We start from the raw sequence: 16374 nt of genomic DNA, 5'->3' as shown, positions 1-16374 counted from the left end.
AGTTTGTCGGGAGGGCGTGGGGTTCGTTTCGACGGGCTCAACGAGCGTTTGGGGTTGGTCCTTGAGCTTGTCGAAAGGACGTGGGCTCGTTTCGACAAGCTCAACGAGCGTCTCGACGGGCTCAACGAGCGTCTCGAGGCTCCCGGGCGTGGTGGAGGTCAATGGCGGTTTTCCCGGGGCACTAGTCTGGTGCAGTGAGCTTGTCCGGTCTGACGCAGGCACTCGCCGAGGATCCCGGCATCAGTGGGGCAATCGCCGAGGCCCGGGCCAAAGTCCCATCCCTCGATCTTGTCAGCGCCCCGGCTGCGCGCCCCGCCCTCATGGCCGCGCTCAGCGTCGCCTCCGGCCGTCCGCTGCTCGTCGTCACCTCCACCTTCCGTGAGGCCGAACAGCTGACCGTCCAGCTGGAGTCGCTCCTGGCACCCGGCGAGGTCGCGTACTACCCGGCCTGGGAGACCTTGCCGCACGAGCGTCTCAGCCCGCGTTCCGACACCGTCGGACGACGGCTCGCGGTGCTGCGCCGCGTCGCGGGCACCGACGAGCTTCCCGCCCCGTCGGTGGTGGTGGCCCCGGTGCGATCGATGCTCCAGCCGCAGGTCAAGGGGCTTGCCGAGCTCCGGCCCGTCCGGTTGCGCACAGGGGACGAGTACCCCCTCGACCGGCTCGCCGGCGACTTCGTCGCGGCGGCCTATCAGCGAGTCGATCTCGTGGAGCGGCGCGGTGAGTTCGCGGTTCGCGGCGGCATCGTCGACGTCTTCCCGCCCACCGAGGAACATCCCGTGCGGGTGGACTTCTTCGGCGACGAGATCGACTCCATCACCTATTTTCACGTGGCCGATCAGCGGTCCACCGATGTCACGGTGCCCGAGGCGGTCGCCGCGCCCTGCCGCGAGTTGCTCATCACCGACGACGTGCGCGAGCGTGCCGCAGCACTCGTCGACGACCATCCCGAGCTGGCCGAGTTGCTCGAGAAGGTGGCGCAGGGACAGGCCGCCGAGGGCATGGAGGCTCTGATTCCCGCCCTCGTGGACGAGCTCGAGCTGCTCGTCGACGTCATGCCGGACGACACCCTGGTGCTGGTGAGCGATCCCGAACTCGTCCGGACGCGCGCCGAGGACCTCGTCCGTACCAGTCAGGAGTTCCTGCACGCCGGGTGGGCGGCGGCGGCATCGGGCGGACGCGCCCCCATCGACCTCGGGGCCACCGCCTATCGCACTCTCGCCGACGTGCGGCGGGCCGCGATCGGACGCGGGCTCGGGTGGTGGCTGGCATCGCCCTTCTCCGTGGCCCCCGATGACACCACCGAACCCGAGACCGACGCGTCTATCGCAGGCGTTCCATCGCGGCGGCTCGATCTGCTCGACACCCCGAGCTGGCACGGCGACGTGTCGGGCTTCATCGATCAGATCCGCGCCGACGTGGCCACCGGCACACGGGTGGTGCTGAGCGTCGAAGGGGCGGGGCCCGCGTCCCGCATGGGCGAACTGCTGGGCGAACACGACATCGCGTCCCGCTCGGCCGAGGGGGACGCCCCCGTGCCGCCGCGGGGGAATCCCGTGGTCACCATCGTCCGCAGCGCGCTGACCCACGGCTTCCGCGCCCCGGCCATCGACCTGGTCGTCCACACCGCTAGCGACATCACAGGAGCCACCCCGGAGCGCACCGGCCGCAAGATGCCTGCGCGGAGGCGCAACCAGATCGTCCCGCTCGAGCTCAAACCGGGCGATCCGCTCGTCCACCAGCAGCACGGCGTCGGACGATATGTCGAGATGGCGACGCGCACCGTGGCCGGAGCCACCCGCGAGTACCTGGTCGTCGAGTACGCGCCGTCGAAGCGCGGGCAGCCGCGCGACCGGCTGTACGTGCCGATGGACCAGCTCGACGAGATCTCGCGGTACGTCGGTGGTGAGGCGCCGCAGCTCGATCGGCTGGGCGGCTCCGACTGGAAGCAGCGCAAGTCGCGGGCCCGCAAGGCGGTGCGCGAGGTGGCCGCCGAGCTCATCAAGCTCTACGCGGCCCGGCAGGCCACCCGCGGGCACGCGTTCGCGCCCGACACGCCGTGGCAGCGCGAGCTGGAGGACGCGTTCGCCTATACCGAGACCCCCGATCAGCTGTCGGTGATCAACGAGGTCAAACACGACATGGAACAGGTCGTCCCGATGGACCGGCTGGTCTGTGGCGACGTCGGCTACGGCAAGACCGAGATCGCCGTGCGCGCGGCCTTCAAGGCCGTCCAGGACGCCAAGCAGGTCGCGGTGCTCGTGCCGACGACGCTGCTCGTCCAGCAGCACACCCAGACCTTCGCCGACCGGTACGCGGGTTTCCCGGTGACGGTCGCGTCCATGAGCCGGTTCCAGACCGACAAGGAGATAAAGACCACTCTCGACGGGCTGGCGTCCGGGCGGGTCGACGTGGTCATCGGCACCCACCGGTTGTTCTCCGACAAGGTGAAGTTCCACGACCTCGGGCTGGTCGTCGTGGACGAGGAGCAGCGCTTCGGCGTCGAGCACAAGGAGGCGCTGAAGAAGCTGCGGGTGAACGTCGACGTGCTCTCGATGAGCGCGACCCCGATCCCCAGGACGCTGGAGATGGCGATCACCGGCATCCGCGAGATGTCGACGATCGCGACCCCTCCCGAGGAACGTCACCCCGTGCTCACGTTCGCCGGGCCGTACGACGAGGGCCAGGTGACCGCGGCGATCCGCCGCGAGCTCGCCCGCGAGGGGCAGGTGTTCTTCGTCCACAACAGGGTGACCGACATCGAGCGCATCGCTGCGCGTATCCGGGACGCTGTGCCCGAGGCCCGGGTCCTGACCGCTCACGGGCAGATGGGGGAGCGCTCGCTCGAGCAGGTGATGGTCGATTTCTGGGAGCGGCGGGCAGATGTGCTCGTCTGCACGACCATCGTCGAGGCGGGCCTCGACATCTCGACGGCGAACACCCTGATCGTCGACCGCGCCGACCAGATGGGCCTGTCGCAGCTGCATCAGCTGCGCGGCCGTGTGGGACGAGGACGCGAGCGCGGGTACGCCTACTTCCTGTACCCGGCCGACAAGCCCCTCACCGAGACCGCCCACGACCGGCTGACCGCTCTGGCGACGAACAACGACCTCGGCGCGGGCATGGCGATCGCGATGAAGGACCTGGAGATCCGAGGCGCCGGCAACCTGCTGGGGGACGAGCAGTCGGGCCACATCGCCGACGTCGGTTTCGACCTGTACATCCGCATGGTCGGAGAGGCGGTCGGGGAGTTCCGCGGCGAGGCTGCGTCCGACGAGGCGCCCGAGATGCGCATCGAGTTGCCGGTGGACGCGCACCTGCCCACCGACTATGTCGAATCGGAACGCCTGCGCCTGGAGATGTACCGGCGGCTTGCCGAGGTGCGCGGTCCAGACGACGTCGAGGCGATTCGCGCCGAGCTTCTCGACCGGTACGGGCCGGTTCCCGAGCCCACCGAGGCGCTGCTGCGCGTCGCCCGGTTCCGGTTGGCCTGCCGCGATGCCGGGCTGACCGAGGTGGTCGGCCAGGGCAACTTCATCCGGTTCGGGCCGGTGAACGGGCGCGTCCTCCCCTCGGGCGAGACCGTCGACCTGCCGGAGTCACGCATGCTCAGGCTCAACCGCCTGCATCCGGGGACGTTGATCAAGCAGGCGACCAATGTGGCGTTGGTCCCCAGGCCCAGGGCATCGGGCGTGCCGGTCACCCCGGTGGAGGGCAACCCGCTGCTCGACTGGGCGACCGAGCTGGTCGGGGCGGTGTTCGCGTCCCCGTCAGCGTTGGCGGGAGCGGGCGCGTCCTCGACGGGGCCGGGACAGTAGACTCACAACCGTTCGTCGGCGAACAGGACGCTGGGGGATCGGGCACTGCAACAGGAAGTACGAGGTCTGGAATGAAGAAGGTCCACCGTTGGGCGGTTCCGCTGGTGGGTGTCGTGCTGTTGTCCGGGTGCACGCCGTCGGGCGGAACGGCTGCCGTGGTCAACGGGGTGTCGATCCCCGACTCTCTGGTCACCGAATACGCGGAGGGGTGCTCGGCCGCATTGGCGGCGGAGCCCCAGGCCACCAGCCAGTCGGCGAACGATCTGCGCGCCGGGATGGTCTCGTGGGCCGTCGTCGGCGAGATGGCCAAGCAGGAGGCGATCCGGACGGGCAACGACTTCAGCGACGAGACGTTGACCTCGTACATCGACTCCGCCGGCCGCAGCTACCTGATGTCCGACTCGCGGTGCTCCCAGGCGCTGCTCGACGTCGCCCGTCACGACCTGCTCGTCCAGTCGATGGGCACCGCCGACGTGTCGGAGTACCTGGAGTCGCAGGACATCGTGCTCAACCCCCGCTACGGGACATGGGACTGGAACCAGCTCGGTCCGTCCGGCTCGGGTTCGCTGTCTGAGGTCGCGTCCTGACCGGCGCCGCGGGCGAGGAGACCCGGCCGGGTGACGACCAGCTCGCACGTCTGCGGCAGATCGTCCGTCGCATCCGGCGGGAGTGCCCCTGGGATGCGGAACAGACGCACCGCAGCCTCACCAAGCATCTGATCGAGGAGGCCGCCGAGGTCGTCGAGGCGATCGAGGCGGGCTCCGACGACTCCGACATCCCCGACGCCGATCTGTGCGAGGAACTGGGCGATCTGCTGCTGCAGGTGTACCTGCAGGCCGAGATCGCCGAGCAGCAGGGCCGGTTCGCTCTGGACGACGTCGCGCGCGGCATCGGCGACAAGCTGGTGCGCCGCCACCCGTGGGTTTTCGCGGGCACCGACGACCCCGATGACATGATGGGCGCCTGGGAGGCGGCCAAGCGCGCCGAGAAGCAGCGCACGAGCGCCCTCGACGGCATTCCCTCGACGCTGGCGGCGCTCTCGCGTGCGGCGAAGGTGATTGCACGCGTCCGCGATGTTCATCTGCCCGTCGAACTGGTGGACGAGCCGATCGGCGCCGACGAGGTGGGCGAGCAGATCCTCGTCCTGGTGCAGCGTGCCCAGGCGAGCGGGATCGATGCCGACCAGGCGACGCGCGACGCTTTGCGACGGTTCGAGGACGATGTGCGACGCGTCGAGACCGGCCCGGATTCCGGGGAGCAGGGTAAGAACTGAGGGACGCGGTCGCGCGCCCATGGTTGTCCGCCCCGTGCGTTGGAAGGGCACCGGGCCGTTAGAGTTACTTCCGAAGAATCAGATCCACAGGTCCGAAGAAAGGACGAACACCCGTGGCACTTATCGAGTACATCGAGGCTCGCGAGATCCTGGATTCGCGCGGCAACCCCACCGTTGAGGTCGAGGCAGTCCTGGATGACGGCTCGTACGGTCAGGCTGGCGTCCCCTCGGGTGCGTCCACCGGCGCCTTCGAGGCCGTCGAGCTGCGCGACGGAGACCCGAACCGCTTCGGCGGCAAGGGCGTTCAGCAGGCGGTCGAGAATGTCAACGAGGCCATCTACAAGGAGGTCGTCGGCTGGGATGCCAACGACCAGCGTGGCCTGGACGAGGCGATGATCGCCCTCGACGGCACCGACAACAAGGGCAAGCTCGGCGCCAACGCCATCCTGGGCGTCTCGCTCGCCGTCGCCAGGGCGGCCGCGGAGTCGGCCGAACTGCCGCTGTACAAGTACTTGGGCGGCCCGACCGCCAACATCCTGCCCGTCCCGATGATGAACATCCTCAACGGTGGCGCGCACGCCGACTCCAACGTCGACATCCAGGAGTTCATGATCGCTCCGATCGGCGCCGAGAGCTTCGCCGAGGCTCTGCGCGTCGGCTCCGAGGTGTACCAGTCGCTCAAGAAGGTGCTCAAGAGCAAGGGCCTGGCCACAGGTCTGGGCGACGAGGGTGGTTTCGCCCCCAACCTCGAGTCGAACCGTGAGGCCCTCGATCTCATCGAGGAGGCCATCAAGGCCGCCGGCTACGTGCCCGGCAAGGACGTCGCCCTCGCGCTCGACGTAGCCGCCAGCGAGTTCTTCGCCGACGACAAGTACACCTTCGAGGGCAGCGCGAAGTCGTCCGCCGAGATGATCGAGTACTACGAGAAGCTCGTGGCCGACTACCCGCTGGTCTCCATCGAGGATCCGTTGAACGAGGAGGACTGGGAAGGCTGGGCCGTCATCACCGAGCGCATCGGTGACAAGGTGCAGCTCGTCGGCGACGACTTCTTCGTCACCAACGTGACCCGTCTGCAGCGTGGTATCGACGCCGACTCGGCCAACGCCCTGCTGGTGAAGGTGAACCAGATCGGTTCGCTCACCGAGACCATCGACGCCGTCAGCCTGGCCCACCGCAGCGGTTACCGGACGATGATGAGCCACCGTTCCGGCGAGACCGAGGACACCACGATCGCCGATCTCGCCGTGGCCCTGGGCTGTGGCCAGATCAAGTCGGGAGCCCCGGCTCGTGGCGAGCGCGTCGCGAAGTACAACCAGCTGATCCGTATCGAGGAGGAGCTGGACGAGTCGGCCGTGTACGCGGGCGCTTCGGCGTTCCCCCGTTTCGACACCGAGAAGTGGAGCTGAATCGCCGTACGATGTGACCGGTGATCAACCGGTCGCGCCCGGCGTCAAGCCGATCGAGGCCGCCCCTGTCGCGTATCGCGGCGGGGCGGCTTCTTCGGTTCCAGGGTGTGCGGGCGGACGGGGAAGTGTGAGGGGGTGGCATGGCGGCGAGGGACTCGTCCCATGGTGGACGGCGTGCGAGCAGGCCGGGCGCCCGGGGAACCGACACCCCCAGCGCGCGTACGGCCTCGCGTCCGGCGGGTCGTGCCGGGCAGTCCCGGACGAAGGGGGCCGCGAAGCTCACCGCCGGGCAGGCCCCCGATCCGGGTGGTAGCACCATCGCGCCCCTGCGCCGCGGCCTGAGATTCACCCAGCGTGCCTTGATTCTGCTCGTCGTCATGGTGTTGCTGCTCGTGAGCTACGCGACGACGTTGCGCGTCTACTTCGATCAGCAGCACCGCATCGCCGAGGCGCGCCAGCAGATCGCCGAGCATGAGCAGAGCATCACCTCCCTCGAGGAGGAGATCCAGCGCTGGAACGATCCCGAATACGTCAAGATCCAGGCTCGTGAACGCCTGGGGTGGGTGCTGCCCGGCGAGACAGGGTTCCGTGTGGTCGGCGCGGACGGCGAGCCGTATGCGGGTGGGCAGGAGATCGGGTCGGGGCAGCTGCCCGAGGGCGAGCACGCGGCCACCTGGTGGGAGACGATGTGGGCCAGCGTTCGCACCGCGGACGACCCGACCGCCGACGAGGAAGCGGACGAGCAGGCCAACCAGCCTGTCGGGCCCGACACGGCAGCCTCAGCCTCGTCGGATGCGTCGCCGGACGACTCGTCCACCGAGGGACCCTGATGCGACGTGGGAGAATAGACCCCATGCCGCGACTCCAACCGTTCACCGACGACGACCGCGTCATCGCTGAGGCGCAGCTGGGGCGTCCCGTCCGCGGCGTCGCCGGAGTCGCATGGCGCTGCCCGTGCGGGCGGCCGGGGGTTTTGGCGACCCGTCCGCGATTGCCCAACGGCAGCCCGTTCCCGACCACCTACTACCTCACGTGCCCACGCGCGGTCGCGGTGTGTTCGCGGCTGGAGGCGTCCGGGATCATGGCCGAGATGACCGAGCGAATCGTGCACGACCCCGGGTTGGCGGAGCGCTACCGGGCGGCTCACGAGGCCTACCTGGTCGATCGCGCGGAACTGGCCGATCCCGGGGACGAGGTGCCGGAGATCGCCGGCTTCAGCGCGGGTGGGATGCCCGCGCGGGTGAAGTGCCTGCACGCGCTGGTTGGTCACGCGTTGGCGGCCGGGCCCGGAGCCAACCCGATCGGGGACGAGGCACTCGCGATGATGGGGGAGTTCTGGCACGGGCCGTGCTCGCCCACGGATGGGGATGACGATCAGGAGGGATCTCGTGGGTGAGGTCGTGGCTGCCCTGGACGCGGGCACCAACACGCTGCGGTTGCTGGTCGTCGAGCAGGACGCCGACGGGCGGCTGGTCGAACTCGATCGGCAGTTGCGTTTCGTCGGGCTCGGCCAGGGTGTCGACGCCACGAGACGGTTCAGCGACGAGGCGGTTCAGCGGGCCTGGGCCGCGGTCGACGAGTACGTCCCTGTTCTGCGGCGGCTCGGGGCGAGGCGGGCGAGGTTCGTGGCGACGTCGGCGTCCCGTGACGCCTCGAACCGGGACGAGTTCTTCGACGGGGTGGCGCGGCGGCTGGGCGTCGTCCCCGAACTGATCAGCGGGGACGAGGAGGCCGCGCTCTCGTTCACCGGGGCGCTGGCAGGTGCGCGGATCGACGGTGAACCGGTGCTCGTCATGGATTCGGGCGGCGGTTCGACCGAGCTGGTGCGGGGCAGCGCGTCCGGCGTGATCGATGGGGCGGAGAGCCTCGATGTCGGCTCGCGGCGGATACGGGAGCGATATCTGCTGTCCGATCCTCCGGAGCCGGGCCAGATCGCCGAGGCCCGCGCCGAAGTCGGACGGCTGCTGGACGGGCTCGGTGTCGACCTCGGGGGCATCACGACATTCGTCGGAGTCGCGGGAACGGTGACGACGATGGCCGCTCTTAACCTGGGTTTGACAAGCTATGACAGATCGCTGGTGCATGGTTCGTCCATGAGCGTGGACGAGGTCGTCGCGCTTGCCGAGCGGCTGCTGGCGATGTCGGTGGACGAGGTGATCGCCCTCGGGCCGGTGCAACCGGAACGGGCGAAGGTATTGTGCGCCGGGGCATTGGTGGTCGCGGAGGTGGTCGAACGCGTCGGGGTCGAACTGCAGGCCAGCGAGTCGGACATCCTGGACGGGATCGCGCTGTCGATGCTGCGGGATGGGAAGGGACAGGTGTTGCCCGGCTGAGTTGTTTGCGATACGGCGACCGCGTGTGGTCGCGCCCCCGTAGCCCAATGGGTAGAGGCAGGCGGCTTAAACCCGCTCCAGTACGGGTTCGAGTCCCGTCGGGGGTACAACGATCTGCGGTTCGTCTACCGCAGCGGTTAGTTGGGAGTGCTGCTCAGGGCAGTAGTGCCCCTAGGCATGGCCCGAGCAGTTGTCGACGGCCGGTGTCCCGTCGATGCGGTCCTGCGTCCACGCGACGAGGTCATGGGGAAGCCCGGAGACTTCGTCGAGGACTCCCATGTGGGTATATCCGGGATACTCCTGGTACTCGAGCGCCTGGCCGGATGAACAGAGCTCGGCGACATAGTCGTGCTGCAGGGACGCGGGGATGACCTCGTCAGCGGAACCCCATGCGACGAATACCGGGACGTCGAACGGCCCGGTGGCCTCGTTCTCGCGCAGGCGTCGCCCGGCTGCGTCGTCGATGAGGCTGGACACGTAGAGGGGCTGGTCCTGGGACAGTGCCATCGAGCTGAGCACCGAGACCAGGAGGCTCGTGTTCTTCACGCACCGGGAGGCGTACTCGTAGACGAGTCCTCGGCCGGCCGGCGCGACGTAGTCGGTGACCCGCACGTCCGAGTACGTCTGGCTGTACGGGACGAGGACCCAGGACACGATCACGCCGAGCGCTCCCTGCACCCCTTTCTCCTGGATGACGTTCGCGAGCGCCCATGGATCTGCGGCCGGTGAGAGAGCGGCGACGCCCAGGATGTTGAGTTCCGGCGCGTAGGTCGGGGCGAGCTTCGCCGTCCATAGCGCGGCATGGCCGCCCTGCGAGTGCCCCCAGATCACGGTGTCCGCGGAGAGGTTCGCCCCCTGGAGCTGCTGGGCGGCACGCACCGCGTCGAGTGCCGAGCGTCCTTCGCCCTCGCCGATGAGGTAAGGGAAGTCACCCTCAGTGCCTTGGCCGGTGTAGTCGGTGGCGACGATCGCCCAACCGTTCGCAATGGCCGCATCGACCGCAGGAATCCCCTGAATCTGGAACATGTCGGTCATCAGGCTCGGCGCACACGACCGTGCGACGCCCGTGGTGCCGTGGTCCCACGCGATCACGGTCCGCGGAGTGGCCTGGGGTTGGTCAGGAAGGACCACGATCGCACTCGCAACCGCGGGGGCGCCATTGGAGTCGGTGGTGGTGTAGAGGATGCGTGTCACGGTCGCTCCGTCCGGCGCCGTACCGGGCCACGCCGAGGATCGCAGCAGCTGACCCGGCTCATCCGGAAGATCTGAAGGCGTTGCATAGAACGCGTCGAGCACCGGCTCGCCGCTGCGCAACTCGTGGCTGACGACACTTGCCCCGGCGGCGAGACCGAGCACGACCACGGCCGTGACCCAACGAACCACGTCAGCGCCTCGGCCATCCCGCCGAGCCTGGGCGGCTTGGATCGGCTGATGACGGGTAGCGAGCATCCGGATTCCACGCCAGAGCAACGAGACGCCGAACGCGATCGTCCGCAGCCCGAAGAACACCGCGACCACCGGGATCGCGAGATCACCCGGACGCTGATCACGCCGGCATCGCCGCTCTACGACCGTGCGGTCAGGCAGGGCCGTCGGCGCTCCAGCTCGTTCCGAGGTGACGTCGTGCTCGATGGCCGGTCACAGTTCTTCCGGTTCGTCTTCGAACACCTTCTCAGCCGGCCGGACGATGTGGTGATCGTGGACAGGGCACTGGACGTGATCGACGGCATCTATCCGGTGATCGGGAACCGTCGCATCTACTCGATCGTGCACGCGGAACACTTCGACCTCAAACAGATCGAGGACAGCGTCCTCCTCTGGAACAACCACTACGAGAACGTGTTCACCCGTCCGGACATGGTCGACGGTTTTGTGGTCTCGACTCACCGACAGAGAGAAGTCCTGGAGGGTCAGCTCGCCTCGCGATTCCCGGTCGGCGACTTCACCGTGGAGTGCATCCCGGTCGGATTCGTCACCGAACCCGCGGCGCACGAGCAGTACGATCCCCTCGCCGTCGTCACCGCGAGCCGCCTGGCGGACGAGAAGCACATCGACATCCTGATCCGCGCGATCAGCGCGGCCCGCAAGGCACTGCCCGGGCTTCGCCTCGACATCTATGGCGAAGGGGCCCGTGATCGCCTGCTCGCCGTCATCCGGGAGACGCAGGCCCAGGACTACGTGCGACTCATGGGGCATCAGAAGCTGAACGGGGTGCTGGGCTCGTACGGACTGTACGTGTCGGCCTCCACGTCCGAGGGCTTCGGGTTGTCTCTGCTCGAGGCGATGGCAGAGGGCCTGCCGATCGTCGGATTCGACGTCGACTACGGGAACAGGGAGATGGTCGAGTCGGGCGTCAACGGCCGCCTTGTGCCCTGGACGTCCAGCGACCGCGATGTCGTCCGGATGGCCGACGCCGTCGTCGAGGTGCTGACCTCGGAATCGCTCGACGACATGCGGAACCAGAGCCTGCGCAAGGCCGGAGCGTACACCGCCGCGAACGTCGGGAAGCTCTGGGAACGTCTCCTCCGCGAGGGGGAGACGTGCTAGCGCTGTTCAACACTTTCGACGACGCCACGGAGGAGCTCATGCGGTCGCTGGCTGCGGCGGACGTGGCCATCACGCCGGTCGTCATCCAGTACGACGGCGACCTGCCGGACGCGGCGCTGTGCCCTTTCGTGACGTACACGGGGATCGAGCGCAAGGGCGATCCCCTGTTCTTCGACGAGGTGCCCGTCCCCGCGTGGTGTGAGATCCGGCAGGGACGGAACATCTACGGTGAGATACGCCGCGACGGATACGTGATCGGCCGGATCAACTACGAGGCGAACTCGTTCCGTCAGGTGGAGAGCGTCGACTGGCTCCTGCCGGACCAGACGCTCGGTCACACGGATCATTACGACCGGTACGGCAACCACTACTCCACGACGTATTACAGCAGCGGCGTCGCCTACCAAACCGTCTACCGGGGGCCGGGGGAGTGGGAGATCGAGGTCAACCATGTCTCCCGGGTCGTCACGATGCGGTCGCGGCACGGCCTGCTGACCTTCCAGACGCTGACGGACTTCGTCTCGCATTTCCTCGACGACCAGCAGCTCGCGGACGACCGCGTCCTGATCAACTCCCTGTCGTACCCGTTGTTCGTGATGCGCAAACGCGCGGCGGAGCCCGACGTCACCCTGTTCTGGCAGGAGGCGATGCCGGGTGATGTGCCGGGCAACATGGCAATGGAGCTGGAGCGGCCCAGGGCCCTGGGGCGCGTCGTCTTCTTCGACGAACGGCTACAGCGGAAGGTCGCGGCGCGATATCCCCACACCGCCCTGGACATCACCTACCTCTCGCACCTCGGCCAGTTCGCCGACAAGCACGGCTATGACCCCAGGCGCACCTTCACACTGACCAACACCGACGAGATCCCAGGACTCGTGGAACTGCTCGAAGCGTTCCCGGACGTGACGTTCTCGGTCGCGGCCCTGACACTGATGAGCGAGAAACTGCACGACTCAGCGCGGAAGTACGCGAACCTGACGCTGAGCCCCGCCATCAACCACAAGCGGATCCGCGAGGAGCTGGACAAGGCGTCGATATACCTCGACATCAACGCCGGCGCCCATGTCCTCGACGTCGTGAAGGCCGCGTACTACCTCAACCTCGTCGTCCTGGCGCCCACTGCGTACGCGAAAGCCCCGGATCACTCCCGGACGTTCTCGACGACCGACGAGCTGAAGGCGTACCTGTCCGCTGTGGTCGCGAGCCCGCAGGGCAGGACGAGGGCCCTCGACGAACTGCACAGGCAGCACGGCCCGCTGTCGACCCCGGCGGATTACCGGCGGCTCTTCGCGTAGCGGCGGCGACGGTGGGATCCGCGTTCCCGCGGGTGCCGTGGCCTCGCGCGGGTGCTGTGGAGCCCGCGGGAAGCGACAGCGTCCGCGTGAAGTCAGGCGGCCCGCGTGGACGAAGCTGACACGGAGCTACGCGGCTTGCGCGTCCGGGCGCTACGGTTGGGCAGTGCCATCAGAAGAAGACACCACATCCACAGCCACCGAGATACCCGCCTTCGCCGAGCTCGGCGTGACCGGCCCCGTGCTCGCGGCGATCCGCGATCTCGGCTACGAGACCCCCTCCCCGATCCAGGTGGCGACGATCCCGGTACTGCTGGGCGGACGCGATGTCGTCGGCACGGCACAAACCGGCACCGGGAAGACCGCGGCGTTCGCACTGCCCATCCTCGAACACCTCGACATCGACCAGAAGAGCCCGCAGGCACTCGTCCTGGCCCCCACTCGTGAACTCGCGCTCCAGGTGTGCGAGGCGTTCGAGTCGTACGCGGCACAGATGCGCGGCGTCCACGTGCTGCCGGTGTACGGGGGACAGGGTTACGGCGTCCAGTTGTCGGCGTTGCGGCGCGGCGTCCACGTGGTCGTCGGGACGCCGGGGCGCATCCTGGACCACCTCGCGAAAGGCACGCTCGATCTTTCCGGGCTGAAGCACCTCGTGCTCGACGAGGCCGACGAGATGCTCGCGATGGGATTCGTCGAGGACGTCGAGCAGATTCTCGCCCAGACGCCACCCGACAAGCAGACCGCGCTGTTCTCGGCGACGATGCCGACCCAGATCCGCAGGCTCGCGCAGCAGTATCTGCACGACCCGCAAGAGGTCATGATCACGTCGAGGACGACGACCGCTACGAACATCAGGCAGCGCTACCTGGTCGTCGCCCATCCGCAGAAGGTCGACGCGCTCACCCGCATCCTTGAGGTCGAGCCGTTCGAGGGCGTCATCGTCTTCGTCCGCACGAAGAACGAGACCGAGGCCATCGCGGAGAAGCTGCGTGCTCGCGGGTACTCCGCGGCGGCGATCAACGGCGACGTGGCACAGCCCATGCGGGAACGAACCATCGGTCAGCTCAAGGACGGCGAACTGGATGTCCTCGTCGCCACCGACGTCGCCGCCCGCGGCCTTGACGTCGATCGGATCAGCCATGTCATCAACTTCGACATCCCGACCGACACCGAGTCATATGTGCACCGAATCGGGCGCACGGGGCGCGCCGGCCGCACCGGGGATGCGATCAGCCTGATCACTCCGCGCGAGCGCTACATGCTCAAGCACATCGAGCGTGCCACGTGCCAACAGCCCGAACAGATGCAGCTACCCACCATCGAGGACGTGAACAGCACACGCCTGGCCCGCTTCGACGACGCGATCACCAGCGCGCTCACCGAGACATCGCGGATCGAGGCGTTCCGCGACATCATCGCCCACTACGTCCGCCATCACGACGTGCCGGAGGCCGACGTCGCGGCCGCGCTCGCGGTCGTCGCACAAGGTGAGACGCCGCTTCTGCTCGACCCGGGGAACGACCCGCTCGCTCATTCGGCGGACGCGGGGCGCGGGCCGCGCGCGGACGACCGGCCGCGGAAGTCCCGCGCCCGCGGCGACTTCGCTCCCTACCGCATCGAGGTCGGACGCCGCCATCGCGTGCAACCCGGGCAGATCATCGGCGCGCTGGCCAACGAGGGCGGCCTGGTGCGCGACGATTTCGGCGCGATCACCATCCGCCCCGATTTCTCCATCGTCGAGTTGCCGGCCGATCTCGACCAGACGGTGCTCGATCGGCTCCGCCACACGCGGATCTCGGGCCACCCGATCGAGATCAAGCCCGATCGCGGCCTGCCGAACCATCGCAAGGATCCGAAGCGGGGAGCCCGTGGTCCCCGTGTGTCGGACACGGCTCGGCCGTTCGAGGCGTCCAGAGGTGAGCGTCCCTACCGGAAGCCTCGTCGCAAGGGGTGATGGCGACCGCGCGGCGGTTTCGTCAGCGCGGCGGAATCGTTGTTCGGGGCCGGTCGTCTGCTGATGGCAGAACTCCGGGCGCGGTGCCGTGATGGCGTCCTACGATCGGGGCGTGGCAGAGAGATCCTTGGCGGTGGTCGGGCCCGCGAGCCCCGGTACCACGGTGCCCATCAGCAAACCGGCCGACGCCACCCCGCCCGAGCCCCTGTGGCGCAGACTCGTGGGTGATCAGCTGCGCGGCACCCGCCGCGAGCGGGGCGAGACCCTCGACGACGTCGCCGACCGAGCCGGGGTCTCCCCGCAGTACCTGTCGGAGATCGAGCGGGGCCTGAAGGAGCCGTCCAGCGAGGTCATCGCGGCTGTGACCGGCGCTTTGGGCCTCACCTTGCTCGACCTGACGCTCGCGGTCGCCGACACACTCACGATCAGTGGGGCTCGGTCCGTCACTGGGCCCGCCTGCTTCGTCGGCCTCGCCCTGGCGGCCTAGAGCGATCGCTGTTCGATCACCTGGTCGATGAGACCGTAGTCGCGGGCGGATGCGGCGGTGAACACCCGATCGTGGTCGGTGTCGGCCCGCAGCGTCTCGATGCTGCGTCCGGTGTGCTCCGAGAGCGCGGCCTCGATGTCCGACCGGATGCGCACCACCTCGTCCGCCTGGAGGATCAGATCCGGAATGGGGCCTTGTCCCTGGGCTGCGGGCTGATGCAGGACGATGCGTGCGTGCGGCAACGCCGCGCGTTTGCCCTCCGCTCCGGCGGCCAGCAGAACCGCGCCGACAGCGACCGCCTGCCCGACGCACGTGGTGGCCACCTGGGGCTGGACGAACCTCATGGTGTCGTAGATCGCGAGCATCGCGCTGGGATCACCGCCATCGCAGTTTATGTACAGCTGGATGTCACGATCGGGGTCGTTGGACTCCAGGTAGAGGAGTTGCGCGATCAGGGCATTGGCCACTCCGGCGTCGACGGCCGTGCCGAGATAGACGATACGTTCGGTCAGCAGGTGCGAATAGACGTCCATGATCCGTTCGCCGCCGCGATGCTGGGCGATCACGTTCGGAATGGTGTAGGTGCTCATCGGCCGACCGCCTCTCGTGTGTTGCCGAACCCGGCGACCAGGCGTCGCGACGGGCGGATCTGGTCGAACGAGTCGACGACCGCATCGACGAAGCCGTAGTCGCGGGCCTCTTCGGCGGTGTACCAGTGGTCGTGGAGGGAGTCCTCGAAGACCCGCTCGACGGGCTGCCCGGTGTCCTCGGCGATCAGCCGCAGGACGGTGTCGCGGGTGTGACGCAGGTCGTCCGCCTGCAGCTCGATGTCGACAGCTGTGCCGCCGATTCCCGCGGAGCCTTGGTGCATGAGCACCCGGGAATGGGGCAAAGCCTTGCGCTTCCCGTGGGTGCCCGCGGAGAGGAGGAACTGGGCCGCGCTGCAGGCGATGCCCAGCACGAGTGTCGACACGTCGTTGGGGATCGTGTGCATGAGGTCGCGGATCGCGAGCATCGCGGGAACCGACCCGCCGGGCGAATGTATCCACAGCGCGATCTCGGATGCGGGATCGTCACTCGACAGTGCGATCAACTGCGTCGCGAGCAGCGTCCCGTTGTCGTCGTCGAGCGGCCCGTCGAGGACGAGCACCCGGCGTTCGTAGAACTCCCGTCGTACCTTGTCGTTGAACAGTGGTTGGTTCGGTGAATCGGCCATGCCTCAACAGTGCACGGGACGTGGCCCTCGACGGGCATCATCTGCTGT

The 16374-nt window shown here is 68.2% G+C and carries 14 protein-coding genes and 1 tRNA gene; 12 read left to right on the top strand and 3 right to left on the bottom strand.

Features of this window, described 5'->3' with window-relative positions; all coding sequences use genetic code 11:
• Positions 1-194 precede the first annotated feature (194 nt).
• The 8 genes from mfd (at position 195) to FB473_RS12505 (ending at position 8937) form a co-directional block, all read left to right on the top strand.
• Positions 195-3818 carry a transcription-repair coupling factor gene (gene mfd / locus FB473_RS12540; RefSeq protein WP_167168265.1) on the top strand — a complete coding sequence of 1208 codons (3624 nt, stop codon included), beginning with the start codon at positions 195-197 and terminating at the stop codon, positions 3816-3818.
• Positions 3819-3889: 71 nt separating this feature from the next.
• The gene (locus FB473_RS12535) at positions 3890-4405 is read left to right on the top strand and encodes a hypothetical protein (RefSeq protein WP_167168262.1); all 516 of its coding nucleotides are present in this window, start codon (positions 3890-3892) and stop codon (positions 4403-4405) included.
• Positions 4402-5091 carry a nucleoside triphosphate pyrophosphohydrolase gene (locus FB473_RS12530; RefSeq protein ID WP_167169597.1) on the top strand — a complete coding sequence of 230 codons (690 nt, stop codon included), beginning with the start codon at positions 4402-4404 and terminating at the stop codon, positions 5089-5091. The genes FB473_RS12535 and FB473_RS12530 overlap by 4 nt, the downstream gene beginning before the upstream one ends.
• Before the next feature lie 113 nt (positions 5092-5204).
• On the top strand, positions 5205-6497 hold the full coding sequence (eno, locus tag FB473_RS12525; protein WP_167168259.1) for a phosphopyruvate hydratase: 1293 nt from the start codon (positions 5205-5207) through the stop codon (positions 6495-6497).
• Between the two features lie 140 nt (positions 6498-6637).
• Entirely contained in the window at positions 6638-7327 is a 690-nt protein-coding gene (locus FB473_RS12520) for an FtsB family cell division protein (protein WP_167168256.1), read from the top strand.
• Between the two features lie 23 nt (positions 7328-7350).
• Positions 7351-7893: a DUF501 domain-containing protein gene (locus tag FB473_RS12515; RefSeq protein ID WP_167168254.1), complete on the top strand. Its 543-nt coding sequence runs from the start codon at positions 7351-7353 to the stop codon at positions 7891-7893.
• Positions 7886-8830: a Ppx/GppA phosphatase family protein gene (locus tag FB473_RS12510; protein WP_376837231.1), complete on the top strand. Its 945-nt coding sequence runs from the start codon at positions 7886-7888 to the stop codon at positions 8828-8830. Before FB473_RS12515 ends, FB473_RS12510 begins: the two co-directional genes overlap by 8 nt.
• Before the next feature lie 33 nt (positions 8831-8863).
• A tRNA-Leu gene (locus FB473_RS12505) sits at positions 8864-8937 on the top strand.
• Between the two features lie 64 nt (positions 8938-9001).
• On the opposite strand, the gene FB473_RS12500 is transcribed toward FB473_RS12505, so the two are convergent.
• Positions 9002-10213 (bottom strand): alpha/beta fold hydrolase, encoded by a 1212-nt coding sequence (locus FB473_RS12500; RefSeq protein WP_167168248.1) that lies wholly within the window; start codon positions 10211-10213, stop codon positions 9002-9004.
• A 48-nt stretch (positions 10214-10261) separates the two neighbouring features.
• Between FB473_RS12500 and FB473_RS12495 the strand changes: the two genes are divergently transcribed.
• The 4 genes from FB473_RS12495 (at position 10262) to FB473_RS12480 (ending at position 15110) form a co-directional block, all read left to right on the top strand.
• On the top strand, positions 10262-11377 hold the full coding sequence (locus FB473_RS12495; protein WP_167168245.1) for a glycosyltransferase: 1116 nt from the start codon (positions 10262-10264) through the stop codon (positions 11375-11377).
• Positions 11371-12672, top strand: a complete 1302-nt coding sequence (locus tag FB473_RS12490) for a glycosyltransferase family protein (protein ID WP_167168242.1) — start codon at positions 11371-11373, stop codon at positions 12670-12672. Before FB473_RS12495 ends, FB473_RS12490 begins: the two co-directional genes overlap by 7 nt.
• A gap of 163 nt (positions 12673-12835) precedes the next feature.
• The gene (locus FB473_RS12485) at positions 12836-14623 is read left to right on the top strand and encodes a DEAD/DEAH box helicase (RefSeq protein WP_167168240.1); all 1788 of its coding nucleotides are present in this window, start codon (positions 12836-12838) and stop codon (positions 14621-14623) included.
• A gap of 112 nt (positions 14624-14735) precedes the next feature.
• Positions 14736-15110, top strand: a complete 375-nt coding sequence (locus FB473_RS12480) for a helix-turn-helix domain-containing protein (RefSeq protein WP_341770116.1) — start codon at positions 14736-14738, stop codon at positions 15108-15110.
• On the opposite strand, the gene FB473_RS12475 is transcribed toward FB473_RS12480, so the two are convergent.
• Entirely contained in the window at positions 15107-15700 is a 594-nt protein-coding gene (locus tag FB473_RS12475; RefSeq protein ID WP_167168234.1) for a ClpP family protease, read from the bottom strand. The genes FB473_RS12480 and FB473_RS12475 overlap by 4 nt on opposite strands.
• Positions 15697-16326 carry a ClpP family protease gene (locus tag FB473_RS12470; protein WP_167168231.1) on the bottom strand — a complete coding sequence of 210 codons (630 nt, stop codon included), beginning with the start codon at positions 16324-16326 and terminating at the stop codon, positions 15697-15699. Before FB473_RS12470 ends, FB473_RS12475 begins: the two co-directional genes overlap by 4 nt.
• Between the last annotated feature and the right edge of the window lie 48 nt (positions 16327-16374).

The sequence above is a fragment of the Brooklawnia cerclae genome (genome assembly GCF_011758645.1).
Taxonomy (GTDB): domain Bacteria; phylum Actinomycetota; class Actinomycetes; order Propionibacteriales; family Propionibacteriaceae; genus Brooklawnia; species Brooklawnia cerclae.
This window is presented reverse-complemented; position numbering and strand designations above follow the sequence as displayed.

Excerpts from the sequence above, each read along its gene's own strand:
- FB473_RS12470 (WP_167168231.1), bottom strand. The coding sequence starts at position 16,326 with ATGGCCGATTCACCGAACCAACCACTGTTCAACGACAAGGTACGACGG.
- FB473_RS12535 (WP_167168262.1), top strand. The coding sequence starts at position 3,890 with ATGAAGAAGGTCCACCGTTGGGCGGTTCCGCTGGTGGGTGTCGTGCTG.
- FB473_RS12520 (WP_167168256.1), top strand. The coding sequence starts at position 6,638 with ATGGCGGCGAGGGACTCGTCCCATGGTGGACGGCGTGCGAGCAGGCCG.
- FB473_RS12515 (WP_167168254.1), top strand. The coding sequence starts at position 7,351 with ATGCCGCGACTCCAACCGTTCACCGACGACGACCGCGTCATCGCTGAG.
- FB473_RS12475 (WP_167168234.1), bottom strand. The coding sequence starts at position 15,700 with ATGAGCACCTACACCATTCCGAACGTGATCGCCCAGCATCGCGGCGGC.
- FB473_RS12495 (WP_167168245.1), top strand. The coding sequence starts at position 10,262 with ATGACGGGTAGCGAGCATCCGGATTCCACGCCAGAGCAACGAGACGCC.